At 42.9% G+C, this 15,642-nt stretch carries 14 protein-coding genes and 2 pseudogenes; 9 read left to right on the plus strand and 7 right to left on the minus strand.

Features of this window, described 5'->3' with window-relative positions:
• Positions 1 to 146 precede the first annotated feature (146 nt).
• Positions 147 to 1,658 carry a BamA/TamA family outer membrane protein gene (locus tag V7K36_RS17395; RefSeq protein ID WP_335117731.1) on the minus strand — a complete coding sequence of 504 codons (1,512 nt, stop codon included), beginning with the start codon at positions 1,656 to 1,658 and terminating at the stop codon, positions 147 to 149.
• 221 nt (positions 1,659 to 1,879) lie between these two features.
• Here V7K36_RS17395 and V7K36_RS17400 point away from each other — a divergent pair, with 221 nt between their 5' ends.
• The 3 genes from V7K36_RS17400 (at position 1,880) to V7K36_RS17410 (ending at position 3,768) form a co-directional block, all read left to right on the plus strand.
• On the plus strand, positions 1,880 to 2,323 hold the full coding sequence (locus V7K36_RS17400) for a DUF4870 domain-containing protein (protein ID WP_442948477.1): 444 nt from the start codon (positions 1,880 to 1,882) through the stop codon (positions 2,321 to 2,323).
• A 97-nt stretch (positions 2,324 to 2,420) separates the two neighbouring features.
• Entirely contained in the window at positions 2,421 to 3,518 is a 1,098-nt protein-coding gene (locus tag V7K36_RS17405) for a Gfo/Idh/MocA family protein (protein ID WP_335117735.1), read from the plus strand.
• A 4-nt stretch (positions 3,519 to 3,522) separates the two neighbouring features.
• On the plus strand, positions 3,523 to 3,768 hold the full coding sequence (locus tag V7K36_RS17410) for an HNH endonuclease (RefSeq protein WP_335117737.1): 246 nt from the start codon (positions 3,523 to 3,525) through the stop codon (positions 3,766 to 3,768).
• A 163-nt stretch (positions 3,769 to 3,931) separates the two neighbouring features.
• Here the strand turns inward: V7K36_RS17410 and V7K36_RS17415 are convergent, their stop codons facing one another.
• Positions 3,932 to 6,667 (minus strand): DUF3536 domain-containing protein, encoded by a 2,736-nt coding sequence (locus tag V7K36_RS17415; protein WP_335117739.1) that lies wholly within the window; start codon positions 6,665 to 6,667, stop codon positions 3,932 to 3,934.
• 182 nt (positions 6,668 to 6,849) lie between these two features.
• Positions 6,850 to 7,191, minus strand: coding sequence for an RNA-guided endonuclease InsQ/TnpB family protein (locus tag V7K36_RS17420; RefSeq protein WP_335117741.1), 342 nt, complete (start codon positions 7,189 to 7,191; stop codon positions 6,850 to 6,852).
• A gap of 452 nt (positions 7,192 to 7,643) precedes the next feature.
• On the opposite strand from V7K36_RS17420, the pseudogene cax reads away from it, so the two are divergent.
• The 3 genes and pseudogenes from cax to V7K36_RS17435 all read left to right on the plus strand — a co-directional run.
• Positions 7,644 to 8,744, plus strand: a pseudogene (gene cax, locus V7K36_RS17425) (calcium/proton exchanger); the annotation flags it as partial.
• A gap of 88 nt (positions 8,745 to 8,832) precedes the next feature.
• Positions 8,833 to 9,981, plus strand: coding sequence for a serine/threonine-protein kinase (locus tag V7K36_RS17430; protein ID WP_335117744.1), 1,149 nt, complete (start codon positions 8,833 to 8,835; stop codon positions 9,979 to 9,981).
• Positions 9,978 to 11,150, plus strand: a complete 1,173-nt coding sequence (locus tag V7K36_RS17435; protein WP_335117746.1) for a DarT ssDNA thymidine ADP-ribosyltransferase family protein — start codon at positions 9,978 to 9,980, stop codon at positions 11,148 to 11,150. The genes V7K36_RS17430 and V7K36_RS17435 overlap by 4 nt, the downstream gene beginning before the upstream one ends.
• Before the next feature lie 240 nt (positions 11,151 to 11,390).
• On the opposite strand, the pseudogene gndA reads toward V7K36_RS17435, so the two are convergent.
• Positions 11,391 to 12,812 (minus strand): annotated as a pseudogene (gene gndA, locus V7K36_RS17440) (NADP-dependent phosphogluconate dehydrogenase); the annotation flags it as partial.
• A 216-nt stretch (positions 12,813 to 13,028) separates the two neighbouring features.
• Between gndA and V7K36_RS17445 the strand changes: the two are divergent.
• Complete coding sequence (locus V7K36_RS17445; RefSeq protein WP_335117748.1) at positions 13,029 to 13,766, plus strand: Ycf66 family protein; 738 nt, start codon at positions 13,029 to 13,031, stop codon at positions 13,764 to 13,766.
• A 53-nt stretch (positions 13,767 to 13,819) separates the two neighbouring features.
• Here the strand turns inward: V7K36_RS17445 and V7K36_RS17450 are convergent, their stop codons facing one another.
• The 3 genes from V7K36_RS17450 to V7K36_RS17460 all read right to left on the minus strand — a co-directional run bounded on the left by V7K36_RS17450 (position 13,820) and on the right by V7K36_RS17460 (position 14,752).
• Positions 13,820 to 14,239, minus strand: coding sequence for a hypothetical protein (locus V7K36_RS17450; RefSeq protein ID WP_335117749.1), 420 nt, complete (start codon positions 14,237 to 14,239; stop codon positions 13,820 to 13,822).
• On the minus strand, positions 14,232 to 14,450 hold the full coding sequence (locus tag V7K36_RS17455) for a hypothetical protein (RefSeq protein ID WP_335117751.1): 219 nt from the start codon (positions 14,448 to 14,450) through the stop codon (positions 14,232 to 14,234). The genes V7K36_RS17450 and V7K36_RS17455 overlap by 8 nt, the downstream gene beginning before the upstream one ends.
• 68 nt (positions 14,451 to 14,518) lie before the next feature.
• On the minus strand, positions 14,519 to 14,752 hold the full coding sequence (locus V7K36_RS17460) for a hypothetical protein (RefSeq protein ID WP_335117753.1): 234 nt from the start codon (positions 14,750 to 14,752) through the stop codon (positions 14,519 to 14,521).
• A 54-nt stretch (positions 14,753 to 14,806) separates the two neighbouring features.
• Here V7K36_RS17460 and V7K36_RS17465 point away from each other — a divergent pair, with 54 nt between their 5' ends.
• Positions 14,807 to 15,070, plus strand: a complete 264-nt coding sequence (locus V7K36_RS17465) for a hypothetical protein (RefSeq protein ID WP_335117755.1) — start codon at positions 14,807 to 14,809, stop codon at positions 15,068 to 15,070.
• The gene (locus V7K36_RS17470; protein ID WP_335117756.1) at positions 15,051 to 15,458 is read left to right on the plus strand and encodes a type II toxin-antitoxin system VapC family toxin; all 408 of its coding nucleotides are present in this window, start codon (positions 15,051 to 15,053) and stop codon (positions 15,456 to 15,458) included. The genes V7K36_RS17465 and V7K36_RS17470 overlap by 20 nt, the downstream gene beginning before the upstream one ends.
• Positions 15,459 to 15,642 lie beyond the last annotated feature (184 nt).

Consider the following 15,642-nt stretch of genomic DNA (forward strand, 5'->3'; position numbering starts at 1 on the left):
CTAATTTAATCGGTTTCACTTCTAGATCGAAATTGGGATCGAAAGGCGATGATTTTGCGACTGATTCTCTAGACGATGAGAAGATTTAAACGTATAAGCGCTTCGCCTTCCCGCAGGGTAGGAACGCAGAGTAAAAACTAATGAGATTAAAATCGCTGACCTGTGGTAACTTCAAATCTAACTTCTCCTTGGTCGCTAATTCCTAAGTCGCCTCGAATCAACCCAAAGGATGAATTGACTCGCAATCCTAAGCCGTAACCAAAGCCACTTCCAGGTTTGTCTCGCAGCACTCCTGGTTCTCCTAGCACGCTGTCGCTAGACCCGAAATCTGAGGCGAAGTCAGTAAAGAAAACTCCTCCTATTGACTGAAAAATTGGGAAACGATATTCCACCGAAGCTAAACCATAACTCCGACCACTGGCAACTTTACCATAACCATAACCTCTGACAGAATCTAGCCCACCAATATTAAAGGCATCAGCTGGTGGAAAGTCTCCAAGAGTCGTGCCAATTTGTAAATTAATCGCCAACATTTCGGGATTATCGCTTGGTCTACCCTTACCTATCCAATTGACTGGTAAATACTGAATATAGTCTCCGCGTAGGCGGTTGCTGGAAATATTGCCCAGTCCAATGGGAATCGCTTGTTCTGTGCTGAGGGTGAGGATTGATCCTTGAGTTGGATTGTCTTTGCGATCGCGTTGATCTCTGGATACAGCAAATAATACTGTAAATAGGTCATCAATCCCAGTACCGCTCACAGATAGAGGACTCCCTAAGCTATCGACCTGTGCAACGTTATATTCGTGATCGCGTAGGCTAATTCTGGTATAGTTGAGTGACACTGATGTATCCCAGTCATCAAAAGCTCCTAAAACTCCCACAGAACCGCCAAATCTTCCCTCCCGCACTTTGTCGCCGTTAGCTAATCTGATATCTTCGTTGAAGGTTCCCGATATATCTCGACGACGAAAAGCTCTAATGCTATAGCCTAAACGGTTTGGTTCTTCACGACGATAAGGGCTAGTGAATTGACCATTAAACTGGACATCTTTAGTGCTTATCTGCACAATTGTATCTAATTTATCGTTAAGACCACTGATATTTGCATCTTTATAACCCACCCGACCGTATAGCCCAATATCATCGTTATTACCGCCTCCTAAGATTAGAGAAGGGAAGCTACGCTCTTTGATTTCATAGATGATATTAACGCTGGAGGTATCTTCTTCTCGGTAAACATTAACTTGATTAAATGACTCTAATCTCCTCAATCGTTGCAAGTCTGCTTCAAGTAAATCCTCACGAAATACCTGACCAGGTTTGAGTCTCAGCAGACCCATGATAAAATTTTTCTGAGTCCGCCCTTTGATCGGCTGACCTTTGTCATCAAGCAATTCACCTTTTTGATTAATAAAACGAATCTGGATATCTTTGACAACTTTTTTGGAAAATTCCAGCGCCTGGGTATCTACTGAAGTGGCTCGTACATAATCACCATATTTGGCATACCCTCCCTCTATCTGGATCGTAGCTTCTGGTGTCACAATACCACTAGCCCCATCCTGAGTAGAAGATTGCAAGTCTGCAAGGGCTTCCCGATTTTCCGTACCCACTAACATTACTGCGATCGCAACTACAGTTATTTGAACTAGCATATTGAAAATCCGTTAGTCTTATTAAGCTTACGACATAGAAGTTGCTTTGGAGCCAGGAGAAGGCATAGTCTAGGAAATAGAACCTCTTCCCGAAAATTATGACCCAGAAATACTCAGATTTTAAGCTCTTGTTTGGCTTTTTTATAGATAATTACAGTGGAGAATTATTTAGTAAATCCACTTACATATAAAAAGCCGTGAGAGAAAAACCTAAACAAAAAATGCGTATCTGGGCGATGTTGTGTCATTTCTCAGCTTTGTTAGGGTGGATATTATTGTTTCTTTTAGTATTTATTGGCATCCCTTTATATTTACCTTTAAATCTTTTGGCTCCGCTCCTGATTTGGCGATTTAAAAAAGCACAATATCCCTGGATTGATTTCCAAGGAAAGGAATCCTTAAATTTTCAAATTACTTGGACATTATATACCTTAATTATCATGGTAATCTCATTGTTTCTAGTATTAACTAGTTTTAGCTTGGCAGTGACTACCAAGAGTTCAGTTAATCAAGTAAAAATAACTCTAGACAGTTTACTAATTGTCTTCATGTCATTAATATTATTAATCCTAATAGTACAATCATTTATAGTGACTTTTGCCGCTATCAAAGCCTACAATGGTGAGCATTATCGTTATCCTTGGACAATTAGAGTTCTACGATAAGACTATGTGAAACTATACTAAAAACGCAGAGATATTAGATATGATTAATAAAATGATATTGAGCAAATAAGAAGTTGCATAAGGGAATAAAGATCATATGATTGGAATTGCGATCGCCGGCACTGGATTTGGTCAAAAAGTCCACATCCCTGGATTCCAAGCACATCCTCAAACCGAGATAGTTGCTGTTTATCACCGAGATATCAAGAAAGCCAAAGCCATAGCAGAATCCCATAATATTCCCCACGCTTCCGACTCACTTAGAGATATTGTGGCATTACCAGCAGTGCAAGCAGTCAGCATCTCTACGCCGCCATTTTTGCACTATGAAATGGCAAAAACTGTACTGCAAGCTGGGAAACATTTATTACTAGAAAAACCGACAACTTTAAATGCAGTTGAAGCTAAAGAACTTTATCAGTTAGCTAAAGCAAAAGGCGTGATTGCGACTGTAGATTTTGAATTTCGCTTTGTACCAACATGGCAGTTATTTGCTGAATTATTGTCAGAAGACTATGTGGGTAAGTTGCGCTTAATTAAAATTGATTGGTTAGGTTCTTCTCGTGCTGATACTTCACGCCCTTGGAATTGGTATTCTGACAAGGATAAAGGAGGCGGTGCATTAGGGTCTTTGGGTTCTCACGCTTTCGATTACATTCACTGGTTATTCGGGCCAGTCGGCAAATTAAGCGCCCATTTGACTACTGCTATTCCCACACGAGTTGACCCTGTTAGTGGGGAATCTAAGCCAGTGGATAGCGATGACAACTGTATATTAACCCTGGAATTAGCAGATGGTACACCTTGCCAACTTTCTATCAGTGCAGTTGTTCATGCATCAAGAACCCATTGGGTAGAAGTATATGGCGATCGGGGTACATTAATAGTAGGCAGTGAAAATCAAAAAGATTATATACATGGTTTTCGTGTTTGGGGTTCCCAGCCAGGTAAACCTTTAACGGAAATAGAAATACCGAATCGGTTAATTTTTGCCAAAAATTATGCTGATGGGCGCATTTGTGCATTTATCCGCGTAGTAGACGAATGGGTGCAAGGAATTGAGCGCAATCAGGAAATTATACCATCGCTGCGAGAAGGAATTTATTCTCAGTTGTTGATGGATTTATCCCATGAATCTCATACAAAAGCAAGTTGGGTAGATGTACCCAGCTTGGAAGGATTTCTTAGCAACTAAGGAAATGAGCAAAACTCCCCGCATTCAGATTCCGCCGGAAGTAAAGAAATATGTCTTTCAACGTGACAAATACCAATGCCAAAGCTGCGGTAAAATCACTGGAGAAACTAACCTCAGCATTGACCATATCATTCCCCTCGCCCGTGGCGGTCAAAACGATATCAGCAATCTCCAAACTCTCTGCTTTACCTGCAATCAGCAGAAAACAGACAACATTGATCCCCGCTTCCGACGGCATTTTGATTTATAACGGTTCAAACCTCGTTCCTAGTCTCCGACTAGGAACGCTTTCTATCAGGCTCCGCCTCCCTTACTCGCGGCAGAGCCGCAATGAGGAGCATTTCCAGCCAGAGGCTAGAAACGAGGTTTTTGAGCTGAAGTTGGCACCAATGCACGGCTGTGCGCCCCTACATTTATCCCAACTGATTTGAGATCATGCTGACATCAACGGCTAACTTTTTGCCCAACTTGAGCAACTGAAGACACTGATTCTCTCCTTCATTTCCAATGCTAGTAATACACACCGGCGCTATCTGACTTTGCAGACAACTAAAATATAGTTCTTGCGATCGCTGTAGGGAAATGTCAATATTTAGTTGATCCCCGACATCAATCAACCTCTCCAATAGTTGGATATCTGCATTAAAACTACCATTGGCATCGTGCAACAATTGCCAAAGCGATCGCGCAATTAACTGTTCTAACATCTGCTTCCCGTCGGGAATATTCAGCCGACAACGCAGATGTTTTGCTTCAGTAGCGATCGCCTCCAATTCTAATATGTGATTCCAACTCTTTTGGGGATCAGCGATATCTTGCTCAAGCGATCGCAATGTCATCAGACAGCGATGCCCTAAAGCAATATCTGCTGCAACCTGCAATTCTTGCGGTACTGCTATTTCATCTCGATGAAACGCCATCAGCACCCCATAATTATCACGATAGGCTTGGGTATACAACTGTCCTAAACGTGTCAGTGTTTCCTCACTAAGCAGCCGCATAATCCGGTGGCGTTCTTCAGCAAATAGATTTTGCAAGTTGAAAGCTTCTTCCCCAAATAGCTGTGTCATCACCAAGATAGTATGAGCCGCACTAGCTTGTTGTAGCGCCCCAAACAGCTTTTCTTTGAATTGGCTGTAGTCACGCCGCCCGGTAAATTGTTGAATGCAGCAGTGGAAATCCCAGCCTCCCAAATGCAGAACCGCAAATACCAAATGCTCACTTTCCCAAGTAATCTCTGATACCAGCTTTAAATTTCCGACAGCCAGAGTTAGCGATCCCATGCGTTGCAGTTGGTAATCTAGCTCATTGGCCGCATAGCAATAAACCTTTTTGTGGTAACGCTGAGACTGTTTGTCCGCAGCATCTTTTCTCGGCAGAGAATTGCGCGTCTCTACTAGTTTCTGATTGCTAAACAGGGAAGTAATGGCGTAATGGGCTGCTACTTGCTTAAAGCCAAGCTGGGCAGTTAACACGAGTTGCCGATAAATTTCCGCACCGTGTTTGAATTCATCGACATTACTGGGGGCTAAACCAAGACGTTTGACGAAGCCTTTTTCCAACTGCACACCTGCCACATCCCCTGCTAATTCCAAAGCACGGGCGGCGTAGCGCAGAATTTGCGTCCCCTCTGGACGGGAAATTTCTTCAAAAAACCAACCGCAACTAGTGAACATCAACAAAGCGTGACGCTGCATTTCTAACAGGCGCAGAGCGTCTACTTGTTCGGCTGCTGTTAGTTTGTGGGTTTGATGACGGGAAAGAAAACGGTTGACATTGCCAGCAGAGCGATCGCGCATTACTTGGATATATTCATCTCGTGCTAGCCAGGGATCACGAAACAACTGCCTGCCATGTTCTTCAAACACATCAGTTAGCTGATCCCGCAGCCAATTTAGGGCATCCCGCAAGGGACGACGCCATTTTTGATGCCAAACACCGCCTTCTCCACCGCAACCACAATCATCTTCCCATCTGCCGACACCGTGGGCGCAACTCCAGGCTGTGACTGACTTCAATTCCACTTCCCAACCGGGAGAATTTAAGCTCAGGTAGTGGGCGAAGTTTGTCACCGTCCAACCCTGTTGAGGAAACTCTTTGGTAAAGGCGTAGGCTAAAGTTTTCTCAGTTCCCTTCTTATGATGTCCGAAGGTTTCCCCATCCGTCGCCACAGAGATTAACTGTGTTGGCCGATGATCCCCACGCACGGCTGAACCGATACGTCCGGCAAAGCGAGTCGAATTATAAACGACATCACTAAAACCCATATCCCGCGATATCGGACCATCGTAGAAGAAGATATCAATATAAGGGGGGGAGTGGGGAGTGGGGAGTGGGGAGTGGTTACTATCCCTACTCCCTTCCTTGATCGCACTCAGAGGTGAAGATGAAGTGTCTAGTGTGGGCTTCAAATAACAACGATAGGGACGGGTGGAATCAATCTGACTACCACCAACTTCGTGCCATTCAGGATGGGGATGATCTTGAGTGGGAAGGGGACGACAACGCAGCGCTTGAGACGGTGCAAGGATAATGAAGCGAATACCCTCAGCCACAAGAGCTTCTAGGGTGGCGTAGTCTACAGCAGTTTCCGCTAGCCACATCCCTTCGGGATCGCGTCCAAAGCGGGAGCGGAAATCTTCTTTACCCCAGCGAATTTGGGTATGTTTGTCGCGTTCGTTCGCCAGAGGCATGATGATGTGATTGTATACTTGCGCGATCGCATTGCCGTGACCATGCAAGCGATCGCTACTCTTCGTATCCGCCTCTAAAATTCGCTGATAAACCTCCACATCGTAGCGTTCTAGCCACGACATCAGCGTTGGCCCAATATTAAAACTGAAATACTCATAATTATTGACGATCTTCACCACTTCACCTTGGTCATTTAAGACTCTGGCAAAGGCATTCGGGCGATAGCATTCCCAATGAATCCGCTCATTCCAATCATGGAAAGGTGCAGCGCTCGGTTGGCGTTCAATTGCGTCCAGATAAGGGTTTTCCCTTGGTGGCTGGTAAAAATGACCATGCACCGTCACATAAACACCATTGGCCTTTCTCAGGGGATCGGTTTCTTTGGTGTTATTGGGATCTGAATGTAATATTAACGTTGAGCCAGAGCTAGCTGGCATTTGGTCAGCAGAAGTCATGTATATTTATCCAAAAACAAAAAACTTGCAGTTGCACTGAAAATGTTGTGTGTAACCTTTTCTACAATGGTTTTCACACAAAATCCGCTATAAACAACAACTATGGAATCCAAGCAAATTTTCGACAAAGCGGTTTTATTGTAGTGGGAAATCTGCGTTATCGCATAGCCGATCCAAAAATGCTAATAATTGCTCACATTTCTTTCTTGCTTCAACTTGGAAGTGTCGGCACTCTCCAATCCACAAGCTGACACGACCGATCTGGCCGCCTGCTTCAAATTAATTGAAGCGTTTAAATCTCTGTCGCACTCAAAGCCGCAGTGTTCGCACTTGAACACACGTTCAGCCAGTGATAGAGATTCTTTTTTGATTCCGCAGTGAGAGCAAGTTTTACTACTGGGATAAAACCTATCCACAACTACTAAGAAGCTGCCGTAGAGTTGGGTTTTGTATTCCAACTGTCTGCGGAACTCATAAAAACCCATATCAGCAATAGCTTTAGCCAATTTATCGTTAGCCAACATTCCAGATACTGTCTTTTAATTAATTAAACCCCATTTCTGGTGTAAAATTTTGGGTCAAATTCATACTTTTGCAACAAAAGATTACAAAAACTCATTATATCGCAATATTATTTTACACAACATCCGCAGCAGTAAACTGAAAACAGTACAATTTCTGAATTGGTCTACAGACGGTTGAGAGTATCCTATGGGAGTGCTGAGTCAGAAGTTAAGAGTGAGGAGTTAGGAGTGAGGAGTTAGAAGTGAAGAGTGATTAAACTAATTCGCAATTACGTTTGGTGAGGGGGATTTAGACCCCGACAGCAAACGCGCTGCTTGTAGAAGCAGGGGACTTAAACCCCAAAAATTGATTAAAAGTTTTACTCATAACTTATAACCACCTTATAACTCATACCTCCTAACTCATAACTCCTAATTCATAACTCCGATAAGATACCCTCAACTCAAGACAACAAATGTCAACTAAAAACATTATTCTTCTTGTTTTACTACTGTTTATCCCGGTTTCTCTAGCAGCCCACTTTCTGGAGTGGGGAGAATTGATAGTTTTCATTACAGCTGGATTAGCAATTCTGCCCTTAGCAGCTTGGATGGGTACAGCCACAGAAGAAATTGCTGTCGTAGTGGGGCCATCATTGGGGGGCTTGTTAAACGCCACCTTTGGCAATGCTACAGAACTAATCATCGCCCTAATAGCGCTGAACGCTGGGTTAATAGATGTAGTCAAAGCCAGTATCACGGGATCGATTATTAGCAACTTACTACTGGTGATGGGTTTTTCCATGCTTTTGGGAGGACTGCGCTACAAAGAACAGACATTTCAGCCAATTGTGGCGCGGGTGAATGCGGCTTCGATGAATTTGGCAGTGATTGCCATTTTAATGCCCACGGCGATGAATTACACCTCTCAAGGAATTAACGAAGAAACACTGCAAAATCTTTCTATTGCTGTTGCCGTAGTATTAATCCTGGTTTATGCCTTAACACTGCTATTTTCGATGAAAACCCACTCCTATCTATATGATGTGGGTTTAGCGGAGGCAGAAGCAGAAGCAGAGGAAATATCTCATGCTAAACCAAATATGGCGTTGTGGGTTGGCGTGTTGCTAGTGTGTACCTTGCTAGTGGCAATTGAGTCAGAAATGCTAGTTGATTCTCTGCAGGTGGCCACATCTCAGCTAGGTTTGACGACGCTGTTTACAGGGGTGATTTTGGTTCCTATCGTCGGTAACGCGGCTGAACACGCCACAGCAGTCACCGTGGCGATGAAAGATAAGATGGATCTTTCCCTTTCTGTGGCTGTGGGATCAAGTATGCAGATTGCACTATTTGTCGCGCCCGTGTTAGTTATAGCAGGGCGGATATTGGGTAAACCAATGGATTTAGATTTCAAACCTTTTGAATTAGTAGCTGTGGTTGTGTCAGTGTTGATTGCAAACAGTATTAGTTCCGATGGTAGATCCAATTGGCTGGAAGGCACTTTATTATTAGCTGCCTATACAGTGTTGGGGTTCGCCTTCTACTTCCATCCAGTTATGGAAGCTGTGGGGTAGTTAGCAGCGCGTAGACGTAGCCCGCACTTGATTACACCCTTTTGCCTGGGACAGGAGAAAATAAAGAGATATAAGAGCGATCGCCTATATGAGCTACTGCCTTAATCCCCACTGTCCCAAGCCTAAAAATCCTGATGATGTCAAGTTTTGCCGGACTTGCGGTTCCAAGTTACTCCTCAAAGAACGTTACCGTGCTATCAAACCAATCGGACAAGGTGGTTTTGGCAAAACCTTCTTAGCTGTGGATGAGGATAAACCCTCAAAACCACGTTGCGTAATTAAGCAATTTTATCCCCAAGCCCAAGGTACCAACACTATTGCAAAAGCCGTAGAGTTATTTAACCAAGAAGCGGTGCAGTTAGATGAATTGGGCAAACATCCCCAAATTCCCGAACTATTGGCATATTTTACCCAAGAAGATCGGCAGTATCTTGTACAAGAATTTATCGACGGGCAAAACTTAGCCCAGGAATTGGCACATAGAGGTGCTTTTAGTGAAACGCAAATCTGGCAATTACTAAATGATTTATTATCAGTATTGCAATTTTGCCACGCCAGACATATAATTCACCGCGATATTAAGCCAGAAAATATTATTTTACGCGAGAGCGATCGCAAACTAGTATTAGTAGATTTTGGTGCTGCTAAATCTGCTACTGGCACTGCCTTAAATCAAACTGGTACTAGTATTGGTAGTCCAGAATATGTTGCACCTGAACAAATGCGAGGTAGGGCTGTTTTCGCTAGCGATATTTATAGTTTGGGTGCTACTTGTATTAATTTATTAACAGTGCGATCGCCCTTCGATTCCTATGATACCAATAACGGTACATGGGTTTGGCAGCAATACTTGAAAACTCCCGTCAGTAATCAGTTGAGTCGCATTCTCAACAAGATGTTAGAAAGTATTCCAATTCGGCGTTATCAAACAGTAGATGAACTTCTCAACGACTTAAATCAACAGTCGCAAGCAGCAGCCACCCCAGCGATATCAGCAAAACCCTTGACTACACAACCGACTTCTCCACCTGCGGTTGTCCCGAAAACTCACAGCCAAATTGATTTAGAATTAGAGCAAATGAAAACTCTATTTCTTGGCAAAGCTCAACCCCAAAATAACAATCAAAATCAACCGAAAACACAATCAATCCAGCCTTCTAGCAAAAGCCAAATAGATGCAGAATTAGAAGAATTAAAAGCCAAATACCTTGGGAATAATAACACGCCAAATCAATGAGAAAACCAGATATAAAAAGCCTCTATTACATCACACACATTGAAAATCTGCCCTCAATACTTCAAAGAGGTATTTTATCTCACAAAGCAGTTGAGGAGTTAGGTGTTTCATATACACCAATCTACGATAGTGGGATTGTTAGCAAGCATAAAGATAAGTCTACGTCTGCAAGGAATAGTTTGTGGGAATACGCTAACTTATACTTTCAGCCACGTAACCCAATGATGTATCGGGTGGTTCATGAAAAGGATAAAAGAGATATTGCTGTTGTTGGAGTCAAACCGGATGTACTTGCAGCAGCAGGAGGACTAATTACAGATGGAAATGCTGCCAATGATCCAACTCAATTTTTTGCTATTAAGGAAGGAATAGAAATACTTCATAAACAATGGAAAATTATTCAAAATGAGTGGTGGAATGAGCTTGATGGCTCCAAACGAAAGATAATGGCTGAGTGCCTGGTTCCTGAGCAAATCAGCCCAGAACTTGTTCATTCAGTTTTTGTAGCAGACTATAAGGCTAAAGAGCGAGTCGAAACAATTATAGGTTCAGCTAAAATACCTGTTGTTCCTGAACCAAATATGTTCTTCCAACCCATATCTGCTGCCCGTATCGGGACTAATATTTCTTTGATTGATGGGGATATGTTTTTTTCAAATATGCAAACGCTGACGATTAGTGTTAATCTTCAAGGGATAATGGGCAAAGGATTAGCGTCACGGGCAAAATATCAGTTTCCTGACGTATATGTAGTTTATCAAGATGCTTGCCGGAATCAACAGCTTACTGCCACAAAACCCTATCTCTATAAACGGGAAGCTTCTTTAGATCAAGAACTAGCTGATCTTAGTCTTCCGCTTGTGTACTCCAATGCTGTAAAGTGGTTCTTGTCGTTTGCTACTAAAAGACAATGGCGAGAAAACTCTCGTTTAGAAGACATTGAAGGTGGCTTAGACTGGGTTAGAAAAAATTGTCATGATATTGGTATTCAGTCTTTGGCAATGCCAGCTTTGGGTTGTGGTTTAGGCAACTTAAATTGGGCTGAAGTAGGACCCCTAATGTGTCGTTATTTGCATAATATAGGAATTCCGGTTGCGATTTATCTTCCACGGGAACACCAAATTGATTCCAAATACTTAACTAATGATTACTTGCTAAATCGCTCTTGATTCGCACGTTGCCCTAGATGCCTTTTCTCTAAAATGAAAAAGCTGCAAATTAAATGTGCATTAGCTTAACAATGAATAATTAACAATTAACAGTGATAATTGACAAAAAAAAGTGACTCTAACAGAGCCACTTTCAAATTTACAAACTAAAACTCTCTAAATTTTTGGAGAAGTTGTAGGTGTTGTAGGTGTTGTAGGTTGTGAAGCTTGCATCGGTTCTGGTGTGGAAGTTTGCACGGATGCTTCAGAAATCGGTGTCCATTCGGTGTGGAAGGCTCCAGGTTTATCAAGCCGCTCGTAGGTGTGCGCCCCGAAGTAGTCGCGTTGGGCTTGAGTGAGGTTTTGGGGTAAGCGATCGCGTCGATAGCTGTCAAAATAATCTAATGACGCACTGAATGCTGGCACTGGAATTCCCAGTTTTGCTGCCGTTGCCAACACTTCGCGCCAAGCTGTTTGTCTGTCGAGAATTGTCTGCCTGAATTCAGGAGCCAATAGCAGGTTAGGTGGCGCGGGATTTTCGTTAAATGCGTTCTTAATCTTATTCAAAAATCCAGCCCGAATAATACAGCCACCCTTCCAAATCCGCGCCAGTTCACCTAAATGCAAGTTAAAATTGTAGGTTTTTGAAGCTGTAGCCAACAATGCCATGCCCTGAGCGTAAGAACAGATTTTCGAGCAATACAGGGCATCTCGCACCATGTTGATAAAGGCTTTAGTATCTCCCTCATACTTGCCAGAAGGACCTGTGAGTATCTTGGATGCTGCTACCCGCTCTTTTTTGAAAGAAGACATTATCCGGGCGTTCACCGCTGCAATCATTGTTGGTACAGCAACTCCCAAATCCATTGCAGTTTGGACTGTCCAGCGTCCAGTTCCCTTTTGCCCTGCGGCATCAACAATCAAATCGACTAAGGGTAGATTTGTATCTGGGTCAATGTAGGGGAAAATCTTTGCTGTAATTTCAATCAAAAACGAATTGAGTTCGTCGGTGGTGTTCCATTCGGTAAAAACTTCGTGTAGCTGATTATGGTCTAGTCCAGCAACATTTTTCAGCAAGTCGTATGCTTCTGCAATTAACTGCATATCGCCGTACTCGATGCCGTTGTGTACCATTTTGACGTAGTGACCGGCACCACCAGGACCGCAATAGGTTACGCAAGGACCATCGTCAACTTGGGCAGCAATTTTATTAAAAATTGGTGAGAGATACTCGTAGGAACTTTCTGTACCTCCAGGCATCAATGAGGGGCCATTTAGCGCACCTTCTTCACCACCACTAACACCCATACCGATAAACCGAAGTCCAGCGGGTTCTAATTCCTGAGTGCGTCGTTCTGTATCTTCAAACCAAGAGTTGCCACCGTCGATAATGATATCGCCTTCGTCTAACAAGGGTTTGAGTTGAGAAATTACTGCATCTACTGGCTTACCAGCTTGCACCATCACTAGGATTTTGCGAGGACGTTCCAATGCAGCGACAAATTCTTCCAAGGTAAAGGCGGCTTTAACGTTCCGTCCTGGCGCACGCTCCACCATGAATCTGTCAGTTTTATCGCGCGAGCGGTTGTATACTGCGATCGGGAAGCCATTGCGCTCCACGTTTAGAGCGATGTTCTCACCCATAACGGCTAATCCAATCACACCAAAGCTTTGTAGTGTCATAAAAAATTTCTGGCTAACTCTTGCAGATCCTTTTACTCTAAGCGTAGTCTGAGATTTTCCCTTCTCCCCTAAAGAAGACCTTAAGAGTTGATATAAATGACAAAAATCCACAACTAACATGGATAATTAATTTTAAATTGTATCTAAATCAACAATTGACTTGCAAAATTTGCAAAATTGAAATAATTAAAGGACGTAGTAAGGAGTAACCAAATAATGCTGGCATATGTCCTAGCTTTGGTGGTCGGTTTTGGTAGTTTAGCCATTTATATAGCAGCTTTCTTTTTCCCAGAAATCCACCGCAAGAATGACTTTATCTGGAGTGGTGTAGGACTGTTCTACGCCTTAGTCTTATGGGTATTTGCACCACGCATTTCCGGGGGTTTGTTGCTGGGTCATGTAGCTAGTGTGGCTCTTTTGGTCTGGTTTGGCTGGCAAACTCTATCATTACGTCGGCAACTAACCCCACAGGCACAACAAACCCAAGTACCCAGTCCTGAGACGGTGAAAACTGGCATTCAGGAACAGGTAAATAAGTTGTCCCTTCAGGAACGGCTGGGCCAGTTGCAAAAAGGTCTTGGTAGCACCTTCAGTGGCGTGAAAGGCAAAGTGCAACAGACTGTGAGTAAAAAGACACCCACAACTCCCAAACCTGAAAACATTACCTCTGTTCTGACTGAGCAACCTGCTGTTGAGATTATCAACAAAACTATTGTCATACCAGAACAACCAGCAAAGGAGACAGTTACTACCGACACCGAAGCCAAAATCGAGAGTGTACCGGAAGCGATTCCACCACATCCCCCATCTCCTGAATTGGTGGAAGCAGCGCAAGCTAATGTAGAGACTGAGGACAAACAACCGATTCCCGTAGAAGAAATTGTGCCGGATACGGTACTCGCTCCCCCAGCAGAAACGCCACCGGAACAAATACCGCCGAATCAAGCTAGTTGAATGCAGTGAAACCCAGCGTTAACCTAATATAATGTTGGGTTTCACTATTTCTATCAAGCTATTTTAGGGCTAATTTCAAACGCTAATTCAGAACGATAGAAGCACACATCAAACGCTAAAAAGAAATTCATGTGTCCTAAAATCAATGGAGCATTTCTATCTCTTGTCCAAGCAAAAACTAGCTCCACTGTCGGAAATTGCTCAACATTTGCCATCAACACCAATGCCCTCGCCTCAAAACTAGCCAAATTACCACCCAATGGAACGGAGAGCCTTTGACGCTCCCAAACTGCTCCCAGCCTTAACCCGATTTCGTAGGGCAATACCTTGACACTAGAACCAGTATCTAGTAAGCCTGATACACTTACAGAAGGATTCTGATAAGTGAGAATTAGCGGTAGATAAGGCAGGGTACTTAATGCACCGAGTTCTGGATTTACCTCAGTAAATGCAAGTCTAACTTTATCAACCATGTGTTGCGGTTTTTTCTTCTGCTAGTGCCTTCGCTAAAACAGCAGCAGCTTCAAAAGAATCATATAAGCCATGGCTTGCTACTTTATCCTGAGCATCCAATGGGACTAAACTTGATTCCTTCAACAATTCGGTTGCCAGGAAATGTATTAGTAAGAGTTTATCAGTGTCGGATAATTCTTTAAGTAGTGGTATGAGTTCGGTAATAAGCATAAGTTAAGGCTTTAATGAATTTAAATAAATTTTAGAGCATAGTTTAGGAAACGCTCTTAACTAACTTCTCAGATATCCTTTAAGGCATGAATTAAGTACTCTCCTGTTTCTCGCTGCTCATCAGTGTCACCTTCATCAATCCAAGACTGAAGTACATTAACCACCTTAGACTGTTTCTCTTTTGGCAGAAGATATTCTTGCAAAATCTGCAAAGTATATGTTTCAACAGAAAGTCCTTGCTGTTTCGCTTCTTGTGTAAGATACTGTTCTAATTCTGGTGGCAAGTTCAAGGTTAGGGTCATAAGTCTCTTTCTTGTATTAGAATTAAAAATTAGAAAATCAGGAGAGATTAGGTAATGAAGCATTCTGAATGGAGAGTTAAAGTCTTAGAAGAAGTGCAGCAAATCCCAGATGCTAAGTTAGTACAACTCTATGAGATGATTCACGGATTTCGACTTAGCTCAGAAACTAACAACCACAACGCTGCTGCTATCATGCAGTTCGCAGGTTGCTGGAGTGATATGTCAGATGAAGCATACGGCGAATTCTCAGATGAGATTGCTATCCGTCGTCAACAAGCATTTTCTTACAGACGAAACCGTGAAACCAGCATTGATTGATACTGATATCCTGTCCTTGTTCTTCCGGGGCAATACCAATGTAGTAGCTCAGTTTCAGACTTACTTGATAACCTATAGTCAAATCAACATTAGTATCATCACTTATTACGAAATTCTCAGCGGCTTAAAGCACCGTGATGCCCAAAATCAACTCGCTTTGTTTTTGGAGTTTGTTGCCCAAAATACTGTCTTGCCCCTTACTGAACAATCAGTCATCCTATCCGCAGATATCTACGCCAATTTGCGGCTCCAAGGGATTCCCATCGACGATATTGACTTGCTCATTGCTGGGGTTGCGATCGCCAATAATCGAGTTATGATTACTCATAATCAGCATCATTTTGGTAGAATTGAAGCACTAGAGTTAGAAGATTGGAGTCAAGCTTGACGTTGTTTGATTGCAATTAAAGTTACCATGTCGATTTTATGCAACGATCGCAGTAGCATCAAAATGGAATAGCGATTGCAATGCCATATCCCCAGCTTCAAATATTTTAGTTGCGTAAGTGCGTTACGGCACAAAAATAGCGTCAGGAGAAGTCTTTACCATAGGCATCGCTTCCCGAATATTT

Origin of the sequence: Nostoc sp. (assembly GCF_036919555.1) — a bacterium.
Taxonomy (GTDB): domain Bacteria; phylum Cyanobacteriota; class Cyanobacteriia; order Cyanobacteriales; family Nostocaceae; genus Nostoc.

What these genes read in the sequence shown, in the direction of transcription:
- V7K36_RS17395 (WP_335117731.1), bottom strand. Translation starts at nt 1,658, where the DNA reads ATGCTAGTTCAAATAACTGTAGTTGCGATCGCAGTAATGTTAGTGGGT.
- V7K36_RS17400 (WP_442948477.1), top strand. Translation starts at nt 1,880, where the DNA reads ATGCGTATCTGGGCGATGTTGTGTCATTTCTCAGCTTTGTTAGGGTGG.
- V7K36_RS17405 (WP_335117735.1), top strand. Translation starts at nt 2,421, where the DNA reads ATGATTGGAATTGCGATCGCCGGCACTGGATTTGGTCAAAAAGTCCAC.
- V7K36_RS17410 (WP_335117737.1), top strand. Translation starts at nt 3,523, where the DNA reads ATGAGCAAAACTCCCCGCATTCAGATTCCGCCGGAAGTAAAGAAATAT.
- V7K36_RS17415 (WP_335117739.1), bottom strand. Translation starts at nt 6,667, where the DNA reads ATGACTTCTGCTGACCAAATGCCAGCTAGCTCTGGCTCAACGTTAATA.
- V7K36_RS17420 (WP_335117741.1), bottom strand. Translation starts at nt 7,191, where the DNA reads ATGTTGGCTAACGATAAATTGGCTAAAGCTATTGCTGATATGGGTTTT.
- V7K36_RS17430 (WP_335117744.1), top strand. Translation starts at nt 8,833, where the DNA reads ATGAGCTACTGCCTTAATCCCCACTGTCCCAAGCCTAAAAATCCTGAT.
- V7K36_RS17435 (WP_335117746.1), top strand. Translation starts at nt 9,978, where the DNA reads ATGAGAAAACCAGATATAAAAAGCCTCTATTACATCACACACATTGAA.
- V7K36_RS17445 (WP_335117748.1), top strand. Translation starts at nt 13,029, where the DNA reads ATGCTGGCATATGTCCTAGCTTTGGTGGTCGGTTTTGGTAGTTTAGCC.
- V7K36_RS17450 (WP_335117749.1), bottom strand. Translation starts at nt 14,239, where the DNA reads ATGGTTGATAAAGTTAGACTTGCATTTACTGAGGTAAATCCAGAACTC.
- V7K36_RS17455 (WP_335117751.1), bottom strand. Translation starts at nt 14,450, where the DNA reads ATGCTTATTACCGAACTCATACCACTACTTAAAGAATTATCCGACACT.
- V7K36_RS17460 (WP_335117753.1), bottom strand. Translation starts at nt 14,752, where the DNA reads ATGACCCTAACCTTGAACTTGCCACCAGAATTAGAACAGTATCTTACA.
- V7K36_RS17465 (WP_335117755.1), top strand. Translation starts at nt 14,807, where the DNA reads ATGAAGCATTCTGAATGGAGAGTTAAAGTCTTAGAAGAAGTGCAGCAA.